We start from the raw sequence: 17,895 nt of genomic DNA on the forward strand, positions 1-17,895 counted from the left end.
TTTTAAATATTTTTTAAATACTTATTAAACAAATAATATGCGTATAATCCAGAAATTAAGAAAGTTATTAACATACCTAAAGCTGCTCCTTCTATTCCATAAAAAGGAATTAATAGCGCATCAAAAATAACTAAACAAACAATTGAGAGGATTGATACTCTTACATTCCAATCTGATCTTCCTATTGTACTATTCAAGTTAATGTATAATACTCTAAACAACATTGCTAAAACAACTGCTATTGTTGCAATAAAAAAAACTGTACCACCAGTTAAATAACTTTTATTGAAAAATAACTCGATTATAAAATCTCTAAGAAAATAACTTCCTAAAAGAATACTAATTCCTATAGGAATGAATAGCTTATAATAATTTTTTATATAAAATTTCAGAAAATCCTTGTTCTGACTATTTTTAATAATTCGAGGAAAATCGGTTTGAAATAATATAGTCGGAATAAATAATAAATTCATAGGCAAAAGAATCGCAACTTTATACAAAGCAATATCTTTATCTGTCATAAAAATCGCAATCATTCCAATATCAATCGAAAACAATAACTCTGAAGCGAAATAAGCCAAAGATTCCATTCTTCCATATTTCCACATCATTTTCCAATTCATTTCACTTAAACCACTTATTGATTGTTGTAAAATTGTTTTAGAATAGAAAAATAAACTAATAAAAGGTGTAATCGCCAGCGAAATCATATAACCAATTGCTCCAAAGTTGATGGTTAAGAAAAATGTAAAAATCAGTCCCAAACAGTTAATCAATATATTTAATGAAGCAAACTTTTTATTAAAACCATTTATACGATAATCAATTGTAAGATGTGATTGGAAAAATAAGCCCAAAAGACGAACAGAAAACAAGAGAATAATCCACAATAAATGATCAAATTTTATGGCATAAAAATTAGCAATTACAATAAAAAGACTACATAAAATAAGCTGATTAATAACACCATTTCTAAATAATTTTCGACTTAGGTCTTTACGTGTTTGTTCATTTTCTTCACCAGCACCAAATTTCATCAAAACCTGTAATGAACCTAATCCATTCCATGGCGTAACAAACCCAATGATAGATGCGATAAGTGTTATACGACCAAATTCATCTTGAGGAATCATTTTTACAATGAAAATGGTATTAATCAACATCACTAATTTTTCTACCACAAAAGATAAAAAAACGTAAAAACCATTGTTTTGTAAAAAGGATTGTATGAATTTGATTAAATCTTTCATTCTAAAACTTTCGTGTAGACATCATCAAATTGTTGAGCAATTTCTTCCTTAGAAAAATTATTCAAAACATAATTATTTAATTCCTTTGGTGTTGCAAATTCATAACCTTCTATCACCTCAACCATTGCTTTATAAAGTGCTGATTCATCATTTTTATTCACAATAAATCCAAAATTATTTGGCATAAATTCTTTAATTCCACCAACATCACTTGCGATAACAGGAATTCCCGAAGCAAAAGCTTCTATTTGTACACAAGGTTGATTTTCATAATTACTAAAAAGTACAAAACAATTCACATTTTTCATCTTTTGATTCACTTCAAAATGTTGTAATCGCCCAAAAGATTTTACAAAAGCAGACAAATTATTTTCTTCAACAAAATTATTAATCAAAGTTAAATCTCCATTTCCTCCAATCTGAAATTCAAAATCATAGCCATTATCAACTAACTTTTTAACAACATTCAACATTCCTAAAATATTTTTATGTTCATTTTCTAAATGCGAAAGATGTAAAAAAGTTATTCTTTTTATTTTACAATCTTCTTTTACCGAAAACAATTCTACATCCACAACATTTGGAATAATTTTTACAATTGTTATAGGATAAATTTTAAGTATTTTCTGTGCTAAATCATTTGAAACAGGCGTTAAAACATCTACCTTTCTAAGTATTTTTTTAATTAAAAACTTCTTGTAAAATGGAAATGAAATAAAACGTTCTGGAGAAAATCCTGTCCAATGCTCTGTTAAAACTATTGGTTTTTTGTATTTATTTTTCAAAAACAAAGCAACTAAACCAGCTGGATAAACAACATTGAGATGAATTATATCAAAATTATTAACCAAAGAAACTCCTTTCAGAAAAGCTATAAATTGTTTGATTAAATTAAACGGACGAAAAAAAGATGGTTTAAAATAAACAATTATTTCCCTTACATTTTGGTTGATAGAATCATCTATTTCAAAATTAGATTTTAAATTTTCATCTTTTACTGCATGAACAAGCGTCACATTATTTAAAGTAGAGATAGAACGTAAATGGCGCTGAATAAAATCTCCATTATCTAAAAAAATTCTACTCGGATACCAAGATGCTAAAGCTAAAATATTTTTTCTCGAATTATTCACCTAACTTTTTATAACGTTTCAGTTCTTTCATTACAAAGTAAAGTTGAACCAAATAGCCCATTCCTGCAAAGAAAGAATATAGAGATAACGTCAAAAGTATGTTTTTATTTAGTCCGCCAATCACACAAGTAATCAATGTGACGAAAACCAAATAAATATTGAAGTATAGTGCGTAATGATTTTTCTTGATAACCACAACTATTTGCTGAATAGGATTCATTGCAGAACGACACAAAATCCAAAATGAAAGTATCCACGTCATAATATGCAGACCTCGCCATTCTGGTCCAAGCATCCACTCGAGAATAAAAATTCCGATACAATTCATCAACAAAAGAAAAACAGCAATTGCTCCAACATTGTACAGCACCACTTTTTTCGATAAATCATATAATTGATGTGAACGATGATCAATCATTGCAGCAGATTTCTGAAAGAAAACTTTAGACATCGAATTGGAAAGCAACGTCAAAGGAACAACCAAAACTTTAGCTGAATTTCCCACAAAAGCTACATCTTCTTTCAAGAAATAAATCGCGATCATAATTGGCAATAAATTGTTAGCAATTGCATTCAACGATTCTGAGGGTAATGTATATTTTATGATTTCTTTGTTCTTAGAAATTGTTCGTTTAGCCAACCCAAAGTCAATGGAAGAAAATCGTCCTTTTGTAATTGAAAAATAATATGCACAAGACAAAATAGTTCCGAAAATTGTTCCATAAATCAATCCTGTTTCTTTGTAGCCTATCCAATAAAAAATGAACTGAAAAAAAACCGAAAACAACGCATTAATCACAAATCCAGTCGAAATACTTTTGAATAATTTATACTTTGTAAACAACGTATTTTGTACATTGTTCCAAGCTGTAAATACCCCTGCAACACAACTTAAGAAAACAATAAATAAGGAGGTTTTGAATGTGAAAATTTTTTCTAAAATAGCATAACCCAAAAAGAATAAAATCGTTACAATACTACTCACTAATAATAAGGTTGTAAACAAATTTCTAATCGCTTTCGATGATTTCGAAATCACGAAAATATTCTCTAAACGAAATGTTGTCAAAATAGAAAGAATGGCCACAAAACTCAAAAAAGCATTGTAAGTTCCCGATGCTTCTGGACCATAAATTCGAGCCAAAATAATTCCGCCAATAAACATAATCACTTGCGCAATTGTGTTACCTGCCAACAAAGACAAAACACCTTTGGCATTCTTCGTTTTAAATTTTTCTAACTTCGCTTTCAATTGATATTTTCTTCATCAGCAAATCTACATAAAATCCTTAGCTTTGCATTTATGAACACAATAAAACACGTTTTTTTCGATCTTGATAACACACTTTGGGATTTCAGAAAAAATGCAAAATTCGCGCTAGATGAGCTTTACAAAAAGTATGATGTAGAAAATAGATATGGTTTTACATTCGAGGAATTTCATCCATTTTATCACGATAGCAACGAAGGTCTTTGGGCTTTGATTCGTGACAAAAAAATTACAAAAGAAGAATTACGTGCTCGTCGTTTCAAAGAAGCTTTTGATAATCTTGGGATTGATAATGATGCTCTAGCAAAGATTTTTGAAGATGAATACATGGAAACGATTACCAATTACAATGAAGTGGTGGATGGAGCAATGGAATTGTTGGATTATTTGAAACCAAAATATCAATTACACATTATCACAAATGGATTTATCGAAGTTTCGAAACGTAAAATTGAAACATCAGAATTAAATGGTTATTTTGATACGGTAACTTATGCAGACGAAATCAAAATCTTGAAACCTGATCCTCGTATTTTTTCTTTGGCAATGGAAAAATCTGGTGCTAAAAAAGATGAATCAATTTACATTGGTGACGATTGGATTGCGGATGCTGTTGGCGCAAAAGCTTTCGGAATGTCAGCGATTTTCTTTGATCGATTAGATGATAATTTTTCGATGGATGATGTTCCTACAATTACACATTTAGATGAAGTAAGAAATTATTTATAAACTTAAGGTTCAGAAATTCTGAACCTTTTTTTATGTCAGAAAAAAATCTATTTTTGATAAAAATTACTCAATACTTATGAATTTAAACAACCTAAAATTTCCGCTTGATATAAAGTTTCATATTGCAACTTTTTCCAATGATTTTTCTGTAACAGATGCTAATAATCAACCTGTGTTTTATGTACGCGAAAAAATTCTTTCGTGGCGAGATGTGATTAAAATCTACCGTGATTCATCGAAAAAAGAAGAACTTTTTCAACTTCGTTCGAATAAAATCATCGATTTTCAACAAACTTTTACCATTACAGATGCGAACGGAAATGTTGTTGGTAAAGCAAAACGAAAAACTTTCAAATCCTTTTGGAAAGCGACTTTTCATATTTACGACGCAAATGATAATCATTTATTTACAATCAACGAACGTAGTGGTTTTACGCGTATGATGGACGGAATGGTTGGAGAAATTCCCGTTGTAGGATTTTTCTCAGGTTATATTTTCAATCCAAAATATGTTTTAACTGATTTACAAGGAAGAGAAATGATGGAAGTATCAAAAGAACCTTCATTCTTTGGACGAAAATTTAAATTAAATCAATATCAATCATCCGAAAATGATACACTTTTTGTTTTGAGTTTTATGATGATGCTCATAAGCGATAGAGATCGAGGATAATTTTATTTAAAAAAATATTTGCAGATTCAAAAATAGTCTTTATATTTGCAGTCCAAAATAAGAACAATAGTTTCTTATCCGGAATGGCCGAGTGGCGCAACTGAATAGCGCACTTGATTACGGCTCAAGAGGTTACAGGTTTGAATCCTGTCTCGGTCACAAAAGCAAAAGCTCATCAAAATTTGATGAGCTTTTTATTTTAATACACTTCTGTTTCTTGCGGAATTTCTTCTACTTTTTGAGATTTTTTTGTCATAAAAAATATACAATTCCCAAACCACGTAAACCAAAAAATATAAAATCCGAAATGGAAAGTCTTTTTCAATAAACGATGTGAGGTTTCAGTAAAATCGTAATAGCAATAAATTAATCCAATAATTCCCATAAAAAGGAAAATGAGAGGCAATAACAAACGTTTAAAACGTTTCGTTGTTTTCTCATTCCAAATGGATAATACGATAAAAATAACAGCTTGTATAGCGAATAATAACAAGGCTGTTTTCCACCACGATTTCAGGATCGTATATTCGTTGTAAATAATTGTGATTCCTATTTTACCGATGAATGACATTTTCGAAATCATTATTCCAGAAAGTAAAGAGGAAAATGCCAATATGAGAAGATGTATAATTTTGTTTTTCATTTTAATTAAAATATAAGAAAGCAACACCAAATATTAATCCAATTAGAATTAACAAACCTACTACTGCATTATAAAATTTATGCCAACCTGATTCATTTTGAGAAAATTCCTCAAAATTTAACTTTGGATTAAATAGTTTTAAAATAATATATCGAACTCGTATTCCAAAAATTTCTATTATAAGTTCACTAATCGCAATAAAAATTATTTCAAGAATAATCTGCATATAAATAATTTACAATCTAATATAAAACAAAAAAGCCTTGCAAATGCAAGGCTTTAAATATTTTGATGAATAATTCTCTTATAAATTAATTGAGAAATCCATTAATTTTTTGAACTCTTTCAAACGTTCAGCTAAACCATCACGTGTTAAATCTCCTAATGATTCAGTACCGAATTTTTCACATGTTACAGATGCTAATGCAGATCCGTAAACAATTGCACGTTTCATGTTATCGAAAGAAAAATCGTTTGTTTTTGCTAAGTATCCAGAGAAACCTCCTGCAAATGTATCTCCTGCTCCTGTTGGATCGAAAACATCTTCTAATGGTAAAGCTGGTGCAAAGAAAACTTGTTCTTCTTGGAATAATAAAGCTCCATGTTCACCTTTTTTGATGATAACTGTTTTTGGTCCGAATGTCATGATTTTTTTAGCAGCTTTCACTAAACTATATTCACCTGACATTTGACGCGCTTCTTCGTCATTAATAGAAATTACATCAACATCTTTGATCACATCCATCAACTCATTCCAAGCACAATCCATCCAAAAGTTCATTGTATCTAAAACAACCAAACCTGGACGATTATCTAATTGTGTCAACACTCCTTTTTGTACCAATGGATGTAAGTTTCCTAACATCAAAACGTCTGGAGATTTGCGATCTTGAGGAACAACTGGATTAAACGTTTCTAAAACATTCAATTCTGTTGCTAACGTATCCCGTGTGTTCAAATCGTTATGGTATTTACCTTCCCAAAAGAATGTTTTTCCTTCTTTTACGATTTCCATTCCATCTAAATTAATTCCTTTTGAAATTAATAAATCGATGTATTCTTGTGGAAAATCTCCACCAACAACTGAAACGATTGCTGTATCCACGCCCAATAAAGAAGACGCCATACCGATATATGTAGCGGCACCACCTAAGATTTTATCTGTTTTTCCGAAAGGAGATTCTAATTTATCAAAGGCAACTGTACCAACTGTTAATAAACTCATTTTATATTCTTGATTAAATAGTTTGCAAATATATTGAATAGATTTGAATTAAGTCATATTAAGACAATGCATTAGCCAAATCAACAAAAGCAACTTCGGTTTGTTCTCCCGAAATCATATCTTTTACCGTCGCTTTTTGCTCTGCAATTTCTTTTTCACCTAAAAGAATTACTTTCTTAATTCCTTTTTTATCAGCATATCCCATCTGCTTTTTCATTTTTGCATCATCAGGATAAACCTCTGTATTAATTCCACTTTGACGTAATTGTTTCACCAATTTCATTGCCTCAGCAGCTTCTTTCGTTCCGAAATTAATGAACAACGCTTGAATATTTGTTGAATCTTCTAAAGCTGGGAATAAATTATTTTCTTCTAAAACCAAATACGTACGATCTAATCCAAAAGAAATTCCAACTCCAGAAATATCTTTCAATCCGAAAATTCCTGTCAAATCATCGTAGCGACCTCCTCCACCAATAGATGAAGAGAATTCTCCGATTTTCGCTTTCACTTCGAAAATAGCTCCAGTATAATAATCTAAACCACGTGCTAATGTCAAGTTCAAAACTAATTCAGCCGATTGTAAACCAATAGTTGTTGTATTTTCAAAAACAAATTCTAATTCTTCAATTCCTTTTAATCCTGTTTCCGAAGATTTTAAAATTTCTTTTAATTGAGCAAATTGTGTTTTATAATCTCCATTCATTGAGAATAAAGGTGATAAAATTTCAATCGCAGAATCAGAAATTCCTTTTCCACGCATCTCTTCTTTCACCGCTTCTTCACCAATTTTATCCAACTTATCTAAAGCCACAGTAAAATCAATCAATTGAGCCGAAATATCTGCTACTTCTGCTAAACCTGACAAAATTTTACGGTTGTTGATATGAATTTCAACTGGCGTTTTTAATTCTGTAAAAACTGAATCATATAATTGTACAAAATCAACTTCTTGTAATAACGAATCCGAACCTACAACATCTGCATCACATTGAAAAAACTCACGGAAACGACCTTTTTGAGGACGATCAGCACGCCAAACTGGTTGAATTTGGTAACGCTTAAATGGAAAAGTAATTTCATTTTGATGCTGTACAACATAACGTGCGAAAGGCACAGTTAAATCGTAGCGCAATGCTTTTTCTGAAATTTGCGAAATTACTTTTTGACTATTTCTATCTGTTAACAATTGCGAATCAACTTTTGCTAAATAATCTCCAGAATTCAAAATCTTGAAAATTAAACGGTCTCCTTCTTCTCCATATTTACCTGTTAAAGTTGATAAATTTTCGAATGATGGAGTTTCGATTGGAGAAAATCCGAACAAAACGAATTGTTTTTTAATCGTGTTGATAATATATTGACGACGATTCACTTCTAAAGGCGAGAAATCTCTTGTCCCTTTTGGAATCGATGGTTTTTGAATTGCCATTTTTTCTAAATCTTTCTTTTAAAGATGCAAAAATACATCATTTTGATTTTTAACTCGACATTTTGTTTCAAAATCATTGTTTTAGGATTGAAAATCATTATAAAAAATCATAAATCAAACTTCGTGAATCCTAAATCCTAATTAATATCGTAATTTTGCTTTTATGTATTTGAAAGAACTTAAAGCGCGACAATTCAAGAATTTTGATGAAAATAATTTCGAATTTTCTCCAAAGATTAATGCATTTGTAGGACAAAATGGGAAAGGCAAAACCAATGTTTTGGATGCTATTCACTATTTAGCTTTAAGTAAATCGTATCTAAATCATTCGGATGCGATGAATATTCAGTTTGATTGTGATTTTTTTACATTAGAAGGAACTTTTGATCGAAATGAATCTGATGATGTCATTTTTTGCTTAGTTCGTTCTGGTCAGCCCAAACAACTAAAGCGAAATTCGAAATCGTATGATCGTATTTCTGATCATATTGGTCAATATCCTTTGGTGATGATCTCACCTTATGATAACGATTTAATCAAAGAAGGAAGTGAAGTTCGACGCAAATTTTTGGATAATATTATTTCGCAATCGAATAAGCAATATTTAGCTGATTTGATGCGATACAATAAAGTTTTAGTTCAACGAAATGCGTTACTAAAATACTTTGCTGCAAATAATACATTTGATTCAACTTCTTTGGAAATTTATGATGAAGAATTGATTCATTTAGGAAAGAAAATACATGAAGTTCGAAAAGAATTTATTCAAACTTTTTTGGATGCTTTCCTAAAATATTACAACGAAATTTCTGAAGGTCGAGAAAAAGTGAACATCGAATATGTTTCGCAATTAAATGATGCACCTTTTGAAACGGTTCTAAAAGAGGCTTTGTACAAAGATCGTTCGACACAATATTCGACAGCCGGAATTCATAAAGATGATTTATTGTTTACGATTACCAATTATCCAATCAAGAAATTTGGTTCGCAAGGTCAACAAAAATCGTATTTAATTGCATTGAAATTGGCCCAATTAGAAGTTATCAAATCTTCATTAAACATTACTCCATTATTATTATTGGATGATATTTTTGACAAATTGGATGAACATCGTGTGACACAATTGATAAAATTAGTGAACGAAGAACGTTTTGGACAAATCTTTATTACCGATACACATCCCGAAAGAACAGAGCAAATCATTAAACAAATTAATTCTGAAAGTAAAGTTTTCCGTTTATGAAAAAGTACGAAAAAAGAAGTAATCAGCAAACGCTTGGTCAAGCTTTGGAGCATTTCATTAAACAAAGTGGAAAAGAAGAATTGATTTGGGAAGTCAAAGCAGAAGAGGCTTGGCAAACGGTAATGGGAAAATTTTTCGAGAAATATACGGACCGAGTTGAAGTAAGACAAAGAGTTTTGTATGTAAAAATTAATTCTCCTGCGATGCGACAAGAATTATTGATGGGAAAATCAAAGATTCTAGCTAATATAAATGAAGAAATTAAAAAGGATTTTTTAGTTGACGTAAAAATATTTTAAATGCCTTACATCGAACATTCTACTTACCCTACACCTAATTTCATCAATCGAAATGCGCATCTTTCTACTATTATTCCAGCGAAATTCAAGAAATATCCTGTTCCAGATTACACAAGAGAAAATATGGAAACCGATGATGGCGATTTTCTGAATTTGGATTGGCGATTTCAAGAAAATAAAGACAAATTAGTTATACTTTTTCACGGATTAGAAGGCGATTCGAAACGAACGTATCTTAATTCGTGTTCAGATTATTTTTATGATAAAGGATTTAATATTCTGGCTTGGAATCATCGCTCTTGTGGAGGCGAAATGAATGACACTTGTCGTTTGTATCATCATGGATCAATTGATGATGTACACAGAGTTGTAGAAAAAGCGTTGAAAGAAAATTATCAAGAAGTTTATTTGATTGGCTATTCGATGGGTGGTGCTTTGGTTTTGAATTATCTTGGAGGTTATGAAGTTTCGAACAAGATAAAATCTGCTGTTGTTTTTTCTGCACCAATTTCTCTAAAATCATGTGCTGACACATTGAAAATATTTCCGAATACAATTTATTTTAAAAATTTCAAACGCACTTTAGTTCCAAAATTTAAAATAAAAGCAAAACAATTTCCAGGAGTTCTGAATGAAAAAATGATTGATAAGATCAAAACATTTGATGAAATTGATGATTATTTTACTGCACCAATGCATGGTTATAGCAGCAAAGAAGATTACTATCACAAAGCTTCGCCTGCAACTGTTTTAGATCATATCAAAACACCATGTTTGATTGTCAACGCTGCAAATGATCCTTTTTTAGGGAAAGATTGTTATCCTATCGAACGTTTTAAAAATCATACATTTTGCACTTTCGAAATGCCAAAATATGGTGGACATTGTGGTTTTCCATTAGAAAACAATAAACATTCTTGGGCCGAAATTAGAGCTTGGGAGTTTGTAACGTCCTGAAAAAATGATACAGGATTAGACCAATAAAATTTTATTTTAAACAGTACATATATTCGTATTTGTACTGTTTTTCTTTTTGTACGATTTTGGTATTAAATCTTGTTGCTGGTGCATTTGCATCGGTGTTAAATAATAGTTTGACAAATGCGGTCTGAACTCATTATAAATCTCTACGGTTTGTTTGACCAAAATCTTTCTTGTATTCAAATCTACATTAAATTTATCAATATCATATTCCTGTTTTAAAATTCCATTGATTCTTTCGGCTATGGCATTCTCATAAGGATCTGATTCTTGTGTCATACTACAACGGATTTTATGCTTTTTCAATAGCTTTTGATAATCATCGGAACAATATTGTAAGCCTCTGTCTGAGTGATGAATAAGACTCTTCGGGTTTTCTTTTTTCAATGCCATTTTTAGAGCATTTAAACAAGATGCTGTAGCCAAAGAATCCGACACATCAAAGCCTACGATTTTCTTAGAATAAGCATCGGTTATCAAGCTTAAATAGGCTGGGTTTTCTCTGTTCCCCAAGTAAGTTATGTCTGATACCCAAACATTATTAGGCTTTTTGTATTGATAATCTTTAATCAAATTTTTATGTTTTTTAAAACGATGATACGAATTGGTAGTTTTGTGATAACTTCTTTTAGGAATGATTAACAAATGGTTAGCCCTTAAGAAGTCAAAGAATTTGTCTCTGCCAATTCTTAAATTTTCAAGTTTCTCTTTCAAAAGAAAATACAGTTTCTTTCCACCCATTTTTGGATGAATCATTCGCAGCTCTGCTACCCAATCCACAACCTGCTGTGCATTTTGTTGCCGCTTTGCTCTTCGTTTCAAATGACGATAATAAACCTGTCGGTCAACCCCGAACAATTCACAGGAGAAACTTATGGTTTCTTTTTGTTCCCTTCGGAAAGATTCGATAGTTCGGGTGGTGAGTTTTTTCGTATATCAATTTGATATTCCTCTTCGGCAAGGTTAATCATCATATCGAAAATAATGGCTTTTTTATCAGCCACATAAGCTTGTTTCTCAAGGAAAGCCTTCTGCTTTTGCAAAAGCTTTACTTGGGCTTCAAGCTCCATGATCTTTTGTTCTGGTGACTTTGGCATATTCGAGGGTGTTTGGTTCTCCCAATCAAAGGTACCAAATTTTCTGAGCCAACTCATAACTGTACTTCGAGATTGGATGCCATACTTACGGCAAGCACCCACAGTAGATAACTCCCCACACTCGATTTCTTTTACAACACTCAACTTAAAAGACATACTGTAATCTCGCTGAGTACGTTTTACATAATTGCTTCTTTCTTCCATAATAACGATTTCTTTTTTGTATCGCTATTTCAGGACGGGACAGTTTATAAAATAAAAAAACCTCGAAGTAAACTTCGAGGGTTTTTTATTATTTATTTATAAACTTTGTTAATTTTATTAAATCAGATTCGTTTGTAGAATTAATTTTTTCTTTATTTATATATGCTTTTATCTTATCATCTTTAAAAAAATTAATAAATTCTTTTTTCTTGTTAGGAATTAAAATAATATCATTCTTAAAATTCATAAAATAAATTGGCTTATCAGATGTATATTCTTTCGTTAATGTTCCGACATCCATTATATCTTCTTTTTGTAAAATTTCTTTTAAAATTACTTTTTCCTTTTTATAAAGGTTAATATTTTTTCCTTCTGAAAGTATTTGTAAAAAACCAGATTCTAAATTACCATCTTCTAATTTATAATGCTCTATATAAATAAATTTTTTATTACTATTTATAAAAGTAATAATCATATTCTGCAGCTTATCTAAGTCATAAGAAACATTCTCGTTTAGATACTCCATTTCATCAGAGTAGTGATTATAACGCAATAACTTTACATTAGAATTAGCACCTTCTATAGTAAATGGTGAAAGTCCATCCTTTAAATAAGGATTACCTTTTATTGACAAATCAATTTTAGATAATTGAATTCTATGGCTACCTTGAGAAACACCTACTGTCAATGGGTCGAGATTAACTTGACCGTTTACATAGCATATAAAAAATAAAAAAATAATACTATATTTAATTTTCATAATTCAAATTATATTTAATTGAATTTACAAATATTATGTCAATAAAAAAAAGACTATCTTAAAAAGATAGTCTTTTTTATTACTTAAATTAATATCCTGACGTTTGGGTCATATTAGGATTTCTATTGATTGTTCCTTGATCAATAGGCAATTGCCATTTATGACTAGTAGGTGTTAAAGTTTGTCCAACAGGAACACTTCCACTTCCATCAGCATAAAAACCATTTCCTGATCTTTGAATACCATTTTTATATTGCGCAGGTACATTTACATTTTGCAATCTTTTTAATGTAAACCATCTATCACCAGTTTCAAAAGCCAGTTCCTTACGTCTTTCCAGAATAATTGCATCAAATATAGCTACTCCAGTTTCCCCTCCTGCATAAGAAGAATATCTATTGTTTCTTAATTTATTTAATGTTGCTAAAGCCCCTCCTTGATCACCAGATAAATATTGTGCTTCAGCTAAATCTAAGATAGTTTCTTCAACTCTCAAATAACGTCCATTATTTACTCCTGGAATATTTGTAGCTGGATTTCCAGAAATATATTTATTAACAGCAATTGTTGTAGGCTTTCCGTTTGCATTATCTGGATTAAATAATTTCACACTAGCTGACATTCTTTCAGGCTCTGTAGTTGGATTAAATAACTCATAAAATCTTTTATCTACAGAATATTCCATATTGATACTAGCATTGCTTGTTCCTTGACTATAGCTAACTCCAATTGCAGGATCATTTGTTAAAACAAAAGGAATTTCAAATAATACTCCATTACTATTTATACCTTTCCACATGTTTAGCAATTGGTCTTTAGCTACAGGATCAACCTTATTTACAACAGGTTGCGCATACTCAATAACTTTAGTATAATTCCCTAAGTATAAATAAGTTCTAGCTAACAACGCTTGTACAGTATTACTATTAATTCTATCAGTACCAGTACTTGTGTTTAAATTACTTAAAGCTTCAGTAAAATCTTTAAGTATTTTATCATATACTACTTTAACATTCTCTTCTCTACCTGGAGATTCAAAAGGGATATATTTATCTATATATGGTATCCCTTGCGAACTTAAAGCATCTGCACTTTGAGTTGGTATTTTAGCATAAGTTCTTGCAACCTCTAAATGTACCAATGCCCTTAAAGCTAAAGCTTCACCTTTTATTTGACGTTTAAAATCTCCTTCGGGTAGATTATCTATTTTAGATAAAATTAAATTAGCACGCATAATAATATTATACGATGAATTATATTTTGAAGTAGGAGTCATATTTCCATCATACTCCCATTGAGTAGATGCTAGTCTATTTGCCTGACGACCATTAGTATTAAATATTACATCATCTGCTAATATATCTCCTAAAACATTTATGTCTGAAGATCCGTTAGATGCAGCATAGTACCCTGATTGTTTAAAACCCTGGTAAACTCCTAATATAGCTCTTGTAAAATCTGCAGGAGTTTGATAAAAATTCTCTACAGCTGTACCTGTAGGAGAATCTTGCATAATATCATCATCACTACAACTATTAAATGATAATAATAATGATAAAGCTAAAAATGTTATTTTAATTTTTTTCATCTTTTTTTTTTAGAAATTAACATTTAAACCTAATGAATAAGTTCTTGTATTTGGATATGAAAATAATGAATATGCGTTTGCTATAAATCCAGAATCACCAGGAACAGCATATCCACTACTTGCAGTCCCAGCAATAGGATTACCATGGAATTTAGTCCATAAAGCCAAGTTTTGTATTTGTGTAAAAATTCTAACTCCTTTTAAACCTGTACCTTTTAATAATTCGTCAAACGTATATCCAAGAGATAAACTTCTAAAGTTTAAATAATCAGATTTCTCTAAGAATTGAGTAGAATATCTAAATCCAGCTGACGTTGGACGTTGAAATTCTGTTTGATCACCTGGATTTCTCCAATAATCATTTGCTTGAACAGCTTTATTATTAGTTGTTGTAGGACTAGTTAATATTTGATAGGTGTTATTATAAGTATAACCTCCCGCACTAAAAACAAAATCTGCATTTAAATCAAATCCGTAAAACTTAGCATTTAATCCAAAACCTCCTGTTAAAGTAGGCATAGGAGATTTACCTGTCGCTATTGCATCTCCTGCATCATAAGTTTCAGTTATATTCCCATCTAAATCATAGTATTGCGCATTACCATTATCTCTATTAATACCTGCAAATTTCACCATATAAAATTGATACGGAGCTCCTCCTTTTATATGTTTCATATCTTCAACAGTTCCAGAAACTATTAATTCATCTAAACCATTTAAGTCATTTATTTTATACTTCATTTTTGTTAAAGTACCATATACACTTAAACCATACTCTTTCTTATTAATAATATCATAATTTAACTCAACCTCTACCCCACTAGAAACTAATTCTCCAGCATTAATAGTTGTTTTAAATGAACCTGTTTCTCTTGGTAACTCTTTAGTAAATAAAAAATCTGTACGTGTATCTTTAAAATACGAAACATTACCAGTTAATGATCTATTAAGCAAAGCAAAATCTAATCCTACATTTAATTTTTTATTAATTTCCCATGTAGTATTTGGATTTGCAATATTTAAAGATGGAGCAGCAATCCCTTGACTATTATATGTTCCAGTCATAGACATTAAAGTCAAATTAGAATATCTTGCTAGACCTGAATCATCTCCTACTTCACCATAAGATGCTTTCAACATCAAACTATTAACAAATTTATTAGATCTTAAAAAGTCTTCTTTTGCTATATCCCAAGCAACAGAAGCTCCCCAAAAAGTTCCATATTTATTATCTAATCCAGCTAAAGAAGTTCCATCTCTTCTTACATAACCATCAACAAAATATTTTCTTGCATAATCATAGTTAACAGAACCTAAATACCCAAAACGAGTCACAGCCCATCTTGCAGTATTTGAAGACTGTAATTTAGTTGTAGCTAAACTTTGTACATCTTGATAATCATTAGGAAATCCTTGAGAACTTAAAGACATTGAATAGCTCGATTGATTAATATACTCTGAAGCTATAGTTGCTCTAATATTATGTTTGTTAAATGATTTTATATAACTAACCTCGTTTCTCCAGTTATAATCAAGCCTATCAAGACTCTGATCACTTTTCGATCCTCCAGAACCTAAAATGTTAGCCATTAAATTAGAAGAAGGAGCTGTAAAATTTTCATATTGTAATCTTCTGTATGTAGCTCCAAATGTTGTTCTAGCAAATAAATTTTTAGCTAGTTCATATTCAAAAAATGCAGAACCATATAATCTAAACGTTCTCGTTTGATTCTTTGTATAATACATTTCATCTAATGCATTATACCCCATAGCGTTTACAGATTGATTAAATGTAGGATCTCCATTAGCTTTATATATGATATTTCCATCATTATCTAGCTTATAAACACTAGCAAATGGTCTATTTTGTAAAACACTGTAAAAAGCATTTTGACCGTTATTAATATCTCTAGGTTCATCTAATGTTTGATAAGACCCATTAAGATTAATTCCATATTTAGCTTTATCTGATAATTTAGACGAAATATTAAGAGTTCCTGTAATTCTATCTAAACCTTTGTAATAGTTAACCGCTCCTGAATTTTTATCATAACCAATTGAAAAAGATTGAGAATCTCCATCAATATTACTAGCCATATTAAAATAATGAGATGTTATTAAACCGTTCTTAAAAAATGAATCATTCCAATCTGTATCAATCTGAGCTAACCGATCAATCTGAGCTTGTGTTCTAGCCACTCCACCTGCTACTCCTTTGATTGAGGATAAACTATTTTGATAATCTAATAATTGTCTTGAGTTCATTACATCCATATCATTTTGTTTCATCATCTCAGTAAAACCAATTCTTGATGAATATGAAAATGATTTAGAATTTTTCTTAGCTCCTTTAGTTTTGATTATAATAACTCCATTTGCACCTCTAGCACCATAAATAGCTAATTGGGAAGCATCCTTCAAAACAGTAACATCCTGAATATCTTGTGGATTTATAGTATTCATATCTGTAACTGACATATAAGTACCATCCACTACAAATAATGGAGATTTATTACCTCCACCTAATCCCATAGCTCCACGGATTGTTACATTAGAAGTAGCTCCAGGCGCTCCATTCTGAGCTTGAGAAGTTAATCCCGAAACTTTTCCACCTAACATTTGATCAACAGATAATGAAGGGTTAAAATTTTCTAAACTTTTACCAGACACAACTGTTTCTCCTGATTTAGAAGGAGAATCGAAAATACTTGTAATAACTACCTCTTCTAAAGCAGTTTCATCTGAATATTTCAAAGCTCCTAAATTAGTAGAAGTCACTTTAAATTCTTTTCCATTGATCACTAATGTATCACCTACTTTAGCATCAATGTTAAAATTTCCATTTCCGTCTGTATACGCAACTTTATCTGTACCTTTTACAGTTACCTCTACGTCTGACTCTGGAAAATTGTTAGCATCGTTAACTACACCCGTTACTTGAGCAAAAGCCACTGTTCCTAGTCCTAGGAAAGCTAATAAGCCCAAAGATGTTAATCTTCTCCTCATAGTTTTAATATTTTATAACATTTTAGACAAAACTCTAACTTTTTTTTAAGAATTCCAAAAAGTGATCTATTTTTTTTATTTATCAACATCTTTAAAGAAATAACTTTACATTATTATATTCAGTACCCGTTGTGCATTTTAAATAATTTGAGTTTTTNNCAGTAATTTTAGCTAGAATTCTTGTTTTAAACCTCTCAAAAGTTTTTGCATAATTTCTTCTAATCATAAATTGATCGCATAGTTGAGAAAATAAAGTTTCAATTCTTTTTTGATACTTTTTGAATGTATAAAACTGAGGTTTGTAATCTTTTTGATTCGATCTTTTCGGTGTTTCTAATCGTATATTAACTTCATTAAATAAG

At 30.5% G+C, this 17,895-nt stretch carries 17 protein-coding genes, 1 tRNA gene and 1 pseudogene; 6 read left to right on the forward strand and 13 right to left on the reverse strand.

What is annotated here, in order from left to right; translation table 11 throughout:
• Window positions 1–2: 2 nt before the first annotated feature.
• From B4L98_RS11580 to B4L98_RS11590, 3 genes are read right to left on the reverse strand one after another with little or no spacing between them, the layout of a single operon-like run.
• Complete coding sequence (locus B4L98_RS11580; protein ID WP_280049013.1) at window positions 3–1,250, reverse strand: polysaccharide biosynthesis C-terminal domain-containing protein; 1,248 nt, start codon at window positions 1,248–1,250, stop codon at window positions 3–5.
• Window positions 1,247–2,383: a glycosyltransferase family 4 protein gene (locus B4L98_RS11585; protein WP_291053423.1), complete on the reverse strand. Its 1,137-nt coding sequence runs from the start codon at window positions 2,381–2,383 to the stop codon at window positions 1,247–1,249. The genes B4L98_RS11580 and B4L98_RS11585 overlap by 4 nt, the downstream gene beginning before the upstream one ends.
• Complete coding sequence (locus B4L98_RS11590) at window positions 2,376–3,635, reverse strand: lipopolysaccharide biosynthesis protein (RefSeq protein ID WP_280049012.1); 1,260 nt, start codon at window positions 3,633–3,635, stop codon at window positions 2,376–2,378. Before B4L98_RS11590 ends, B4L98_RS11585 begins: the two co-directional genes overlap by 8 nt.
• Window positions 3,636–3,686: 51 nt before the next feature.
• Between B4L98_RS11590 and B4L98_RS11595 the strand changes: the two genes are divergently transcribed.
• From B4L98_RS11595 to B4L98_RS11605, 3 genes and pseudogenes are all read left to right on the forward strand, one after another.
• Window positions 3,687–4,382, forward strand: coding sequence for a YjjG family noncanonical pyrimidine nucleotidase (locus tag B4L98_RS11595; protein WP_221854314.1), 696 nt, complete (start codon window positions 3,687–3,689; stop codon window positions 4,380–4,382).
• Window positions 4,383–4,428: 46 nt separating this feature from the next.
• Window positions 4,429–5,055, forward strand: a pseudogene (locus tag B4L98_RS11600) (LURP-one-related family protein); the annotation flags it as partial.
• An 85-nt stretch (window positions 5,056–5,140) separates the two neighbouring features.
• A tRNA-Arg gene (locus B4L98_RS11605) sits at window positions 5,141–5,214 on the forward strand.
• A gap of 40 nt (window positions 5,215–5,254) precedes the next feature.
• Here the strand turns inward: B4L98_RS11605 and B4L98_RS11610 are convergent.
• The 4 genes from B4L98_RS11610 to hisS all read right to left on the reverse strand — a co-directional run bounded on the left by B4L98_RS11610 (window position 5,255) and on the right by hisS (window position 8,355).
• Window positions 5,255–5,698, reverse strand: coding sequence for a hypothetical protein (locus B4L98_RS11610; protein ID WP_257468033.1), 444 nt, complete (start codon window positions 5,696–5,698; stop codon window positions 5,255–5,257).
• A 1-nt stretch (window position 5,699) separates the two neighbouring features.
• The gene (locus tag B4L98_RS11615) at window positions 5,700–5,924 is read right to left on the reverse strand and encodes a hypothetical protein (RefSeq protein ID WP_219033884.1); all 225 of its coding nucleotides are present in this window, start codon (window positions 5,922–5,924) and stop codon (window positions 5,700–5,702) included.
• 78 nt (window positions 5,925–6,002) lie between these two features.
• Window positions 6,003–6,923, reverse strand: coding sequence for a PfkB family carbohydrate kinase (locus tag B4L98_RS11620; RefSeq protein WP_291053432.1), 921 nt, complete (start codon window positions 6,921–6,923; stop codon window positions 6,003–6,005).
• Between the two features lie 58 nt (window positions 6,924–6,981).
• A complete protein-coding gene (gene hisS / locus B4L98_RS11625; protein ID WP_291072412.1) occupies window positions 6,982–8,355 on the reverse strand; it encodes a histidine--tRNA ligase in 1,374 nt (457 codons plus the stop codon).
• Window positions 8,356–8,518: 163 nt separating this feature from the next.
• On the opposite strand from hisS, the gene recF reads away from it, so the two are divergent.
• Genes recF through B4L98_RS11640 form a run of 3 tightly spaced genes read left to right on the forward strand, consistent with a single transcriptional unit; the run spans window position 8,519 to window position 10,854 of the window.
• Window positions 8,519–9,598 carry a DNA replication/repair protein RecF gene (recF, locus tag B4L98_RS11630; RefSeq protein WP_291078287.1) on the forward strand — a complete coding sequence of 360 codons (1,080 nt, stop codon included), beginning with the start codon at window positions 8,519–8,521 and terminating at the stop codon, window positions 9,596–9,598.
• Window positions 9,595–9,897, forward strand: a complete 303-nt coding sequence (locus tag B4L98_RS11635; RefSeq protein ID WP_180905351.1) for a DUF721 domain-containing protein — start codon at window positions 9,595–9,597, stop codon at window positions 9,895–9,897. Before recF ends, B4L98_RS11635 begins: the two co-directional genes overlap by 4 nt.
• Window positions 9,898–10,854, forward strand: a complete 957-nt coding sequence (locus tag B4L98_RS11640; protein ID WP_291078289.1) for a YheT family hydrolase — start codon at window positions 9,898–9,900, stop codon at window positions 10,852–10,854.
• 36 nt (window positions 10,855–10,890) lie between these two features.
• On the opposite strand, the gene B4L98_RS11645 is transcribed toward B4L98_RS11640, so the two are convergent.
• The 6 genes from B4L98_RS11645 to B4L98_RS11670 form a co-directional block, all read right to left on the reverse strand.
• Entirely contained in the window at window positions 10,891–11,736 is an 846-nt protein-coding gene (locus B4L98_RS11645) for an IS3 family transposase (RefSeq protein ID WP_291078291.1), read from the reverse strand.
• Between the two features lie 14 nt (window positions 11,737–11,750).
• Window positions 11,751–12,179, reverse strand: a complete 429-nt coding sequence (locus B4L98_RS11650; RefSeq protein ID WP_286496462.1) for a helix-turn-helix domain-containing protein — start codon at window positions 12,177–12,179, stop codon at window positions 11,751–11,753.
• An 88-nt stretch (window positions 12,180–12,267) separates the two neighbouring features.
• On the reverse strand, window positions 12,268–12,939 hold the full coding sequence (locus tag B4L98_RS11655; protein WP_219033889.1) for a hypothetical protein: 672 nt from the start codon (window positions 12,937–12,939) through the stop codon (window positions 12,268–12,270).
• A gap of 88 nt (window positions 12,940–13,027) precedes the next feature.
• On the reverse strand, window positions 13,028–14,527 hold the full coding sequence (locus tag B4L98_RS11660) for a RagB/SusD family nutrient uptake outer membrane protein (protein ID WP_291078294.1): 1,500 nt from the start codon (window positions 14,525–14,527) through the stop codon (window positions 13,028–13,030).
• A 9-nt stretch (window positions 14,528–14,536) separates the two neighbouring features.
• Complete coding sequence (locus B4L98_RS11665; RefSeq protein ID WP_291078296.1) at window positions 14,537–17,533, reverse strand: SusC/RagA family TonB-linked outer membrane protein; 2,997 nt, start codon at window positions 17,531–17,533, stop codon at window positions 14,537–14,539.
• A 91-nt stretch (window positions 17,534–17,624) separates the two neighbouring features.
• A partial coding sequence (locus B4L98_RS11670) for a transposase (protein WP_414646669.1) occupies window positions 17,625–17,895 on the reverse strand: 271 nt, incomplete at its 5' end.

The organism is Empedobacter sp. UBA5528 (assembly GCF_002426075.1).
Classification (GTDB): domain Bacteria; phylum Bacteroidota; class Bacteroidia; order Flavobacteriales; family Weeksellaceae; genus Empedobacter; species Empedobacter falsenii_B.

Bases quoted from the DNA above. Each gene is read 5' to 3' on its own strand.
- B4L98_RS11580 (WP_280049013.1), bottom strand. From the start codon at position 1,250: ATGAAAGATTTAATCAAATTCATACAATCCTTTTTACAAAACAATGGT.
- B4L98_RS11595 (WP_221854314.1), top strand. From the start codon at position 3,687: ATGAACACAATAAAACACGTTTTTTTCGATCTTGATAACACACTTTGG.
- B4L98_RS11610 (WP_257468033.1), bottom strand. From the start codon at position 5,698: ATGAAAAACAAAATTATACATCTTCTCATATTGGCATTTTCCTCTTTA.
- B4L98_RS11615 (WP_219033884.1), bottom strand. From the start codon at position 5,924: ATGCAGATTATTCTTGAAATAATTTTTATTGCGATTAGTGAACTTATA.
- B4L98_RS11620 (WP_291053432.1), bottom strand. From the start codon at position 6,923: ATGAGTTTATTAACAGTTGGTACAGTTGCCTTTGATAAATTAGAATCT.
- hisS (WP_291072412.1), bottom strand. From the start codon at position 8,355: ATGGCAATTCAAAAACCATCGATTCCAAAAGGGACAAGAGATTTCTCG.
- recF (WP_291078287.1), top strand. From the start codon at position 8,519: ATGTATTTGAAAGAACTTAAAGCGCGACAATTCAAGAATTTTGATGAA.
- B4L98_RS11635 (WP_180905351.1), top strand. From the start codon at position 9,595: ATGAAAAAGTACGAAAAAAGAAGTAATCAGCAAACGCTTGGTCAAGCT.
- B4L98_RS11640 (WP_291078289.1), top strand. From the start codon at position 9,898: ATGCCTTACATCGAACATTCTACTTACCCTACACCTAATTTCATCAAT.
- B4L98_RS11650 (WP_286496462.1), bottom strand. From the start codon at position 12,179: ATGGAAGAAAGAAGCAATTATGTAAAACGTACTCAGCGAGATTACAGT.
- B4L98_RS11655 (WP_219033889.1), bottom strand. From the start codon at position 12,939: ATGAAAATTAAATATAGTATTATTTTTTTATTTTTTATATGCTATGTA.
- B4L98_RS11660 (WP_291078294.1), bottom strand. From the start codon at position 14,527: ATGAAAAAAATTAAAATAACATTTTTAGCTTTATCATTATTATTATCA.
- B4L98_RS11665 (WP_291078296.1), bottom strand. From the start codon at position 17,533: ATGAGGAGAAGATTAACATCTTTGGGCTTATTAGCTTTCCTAGGACTA.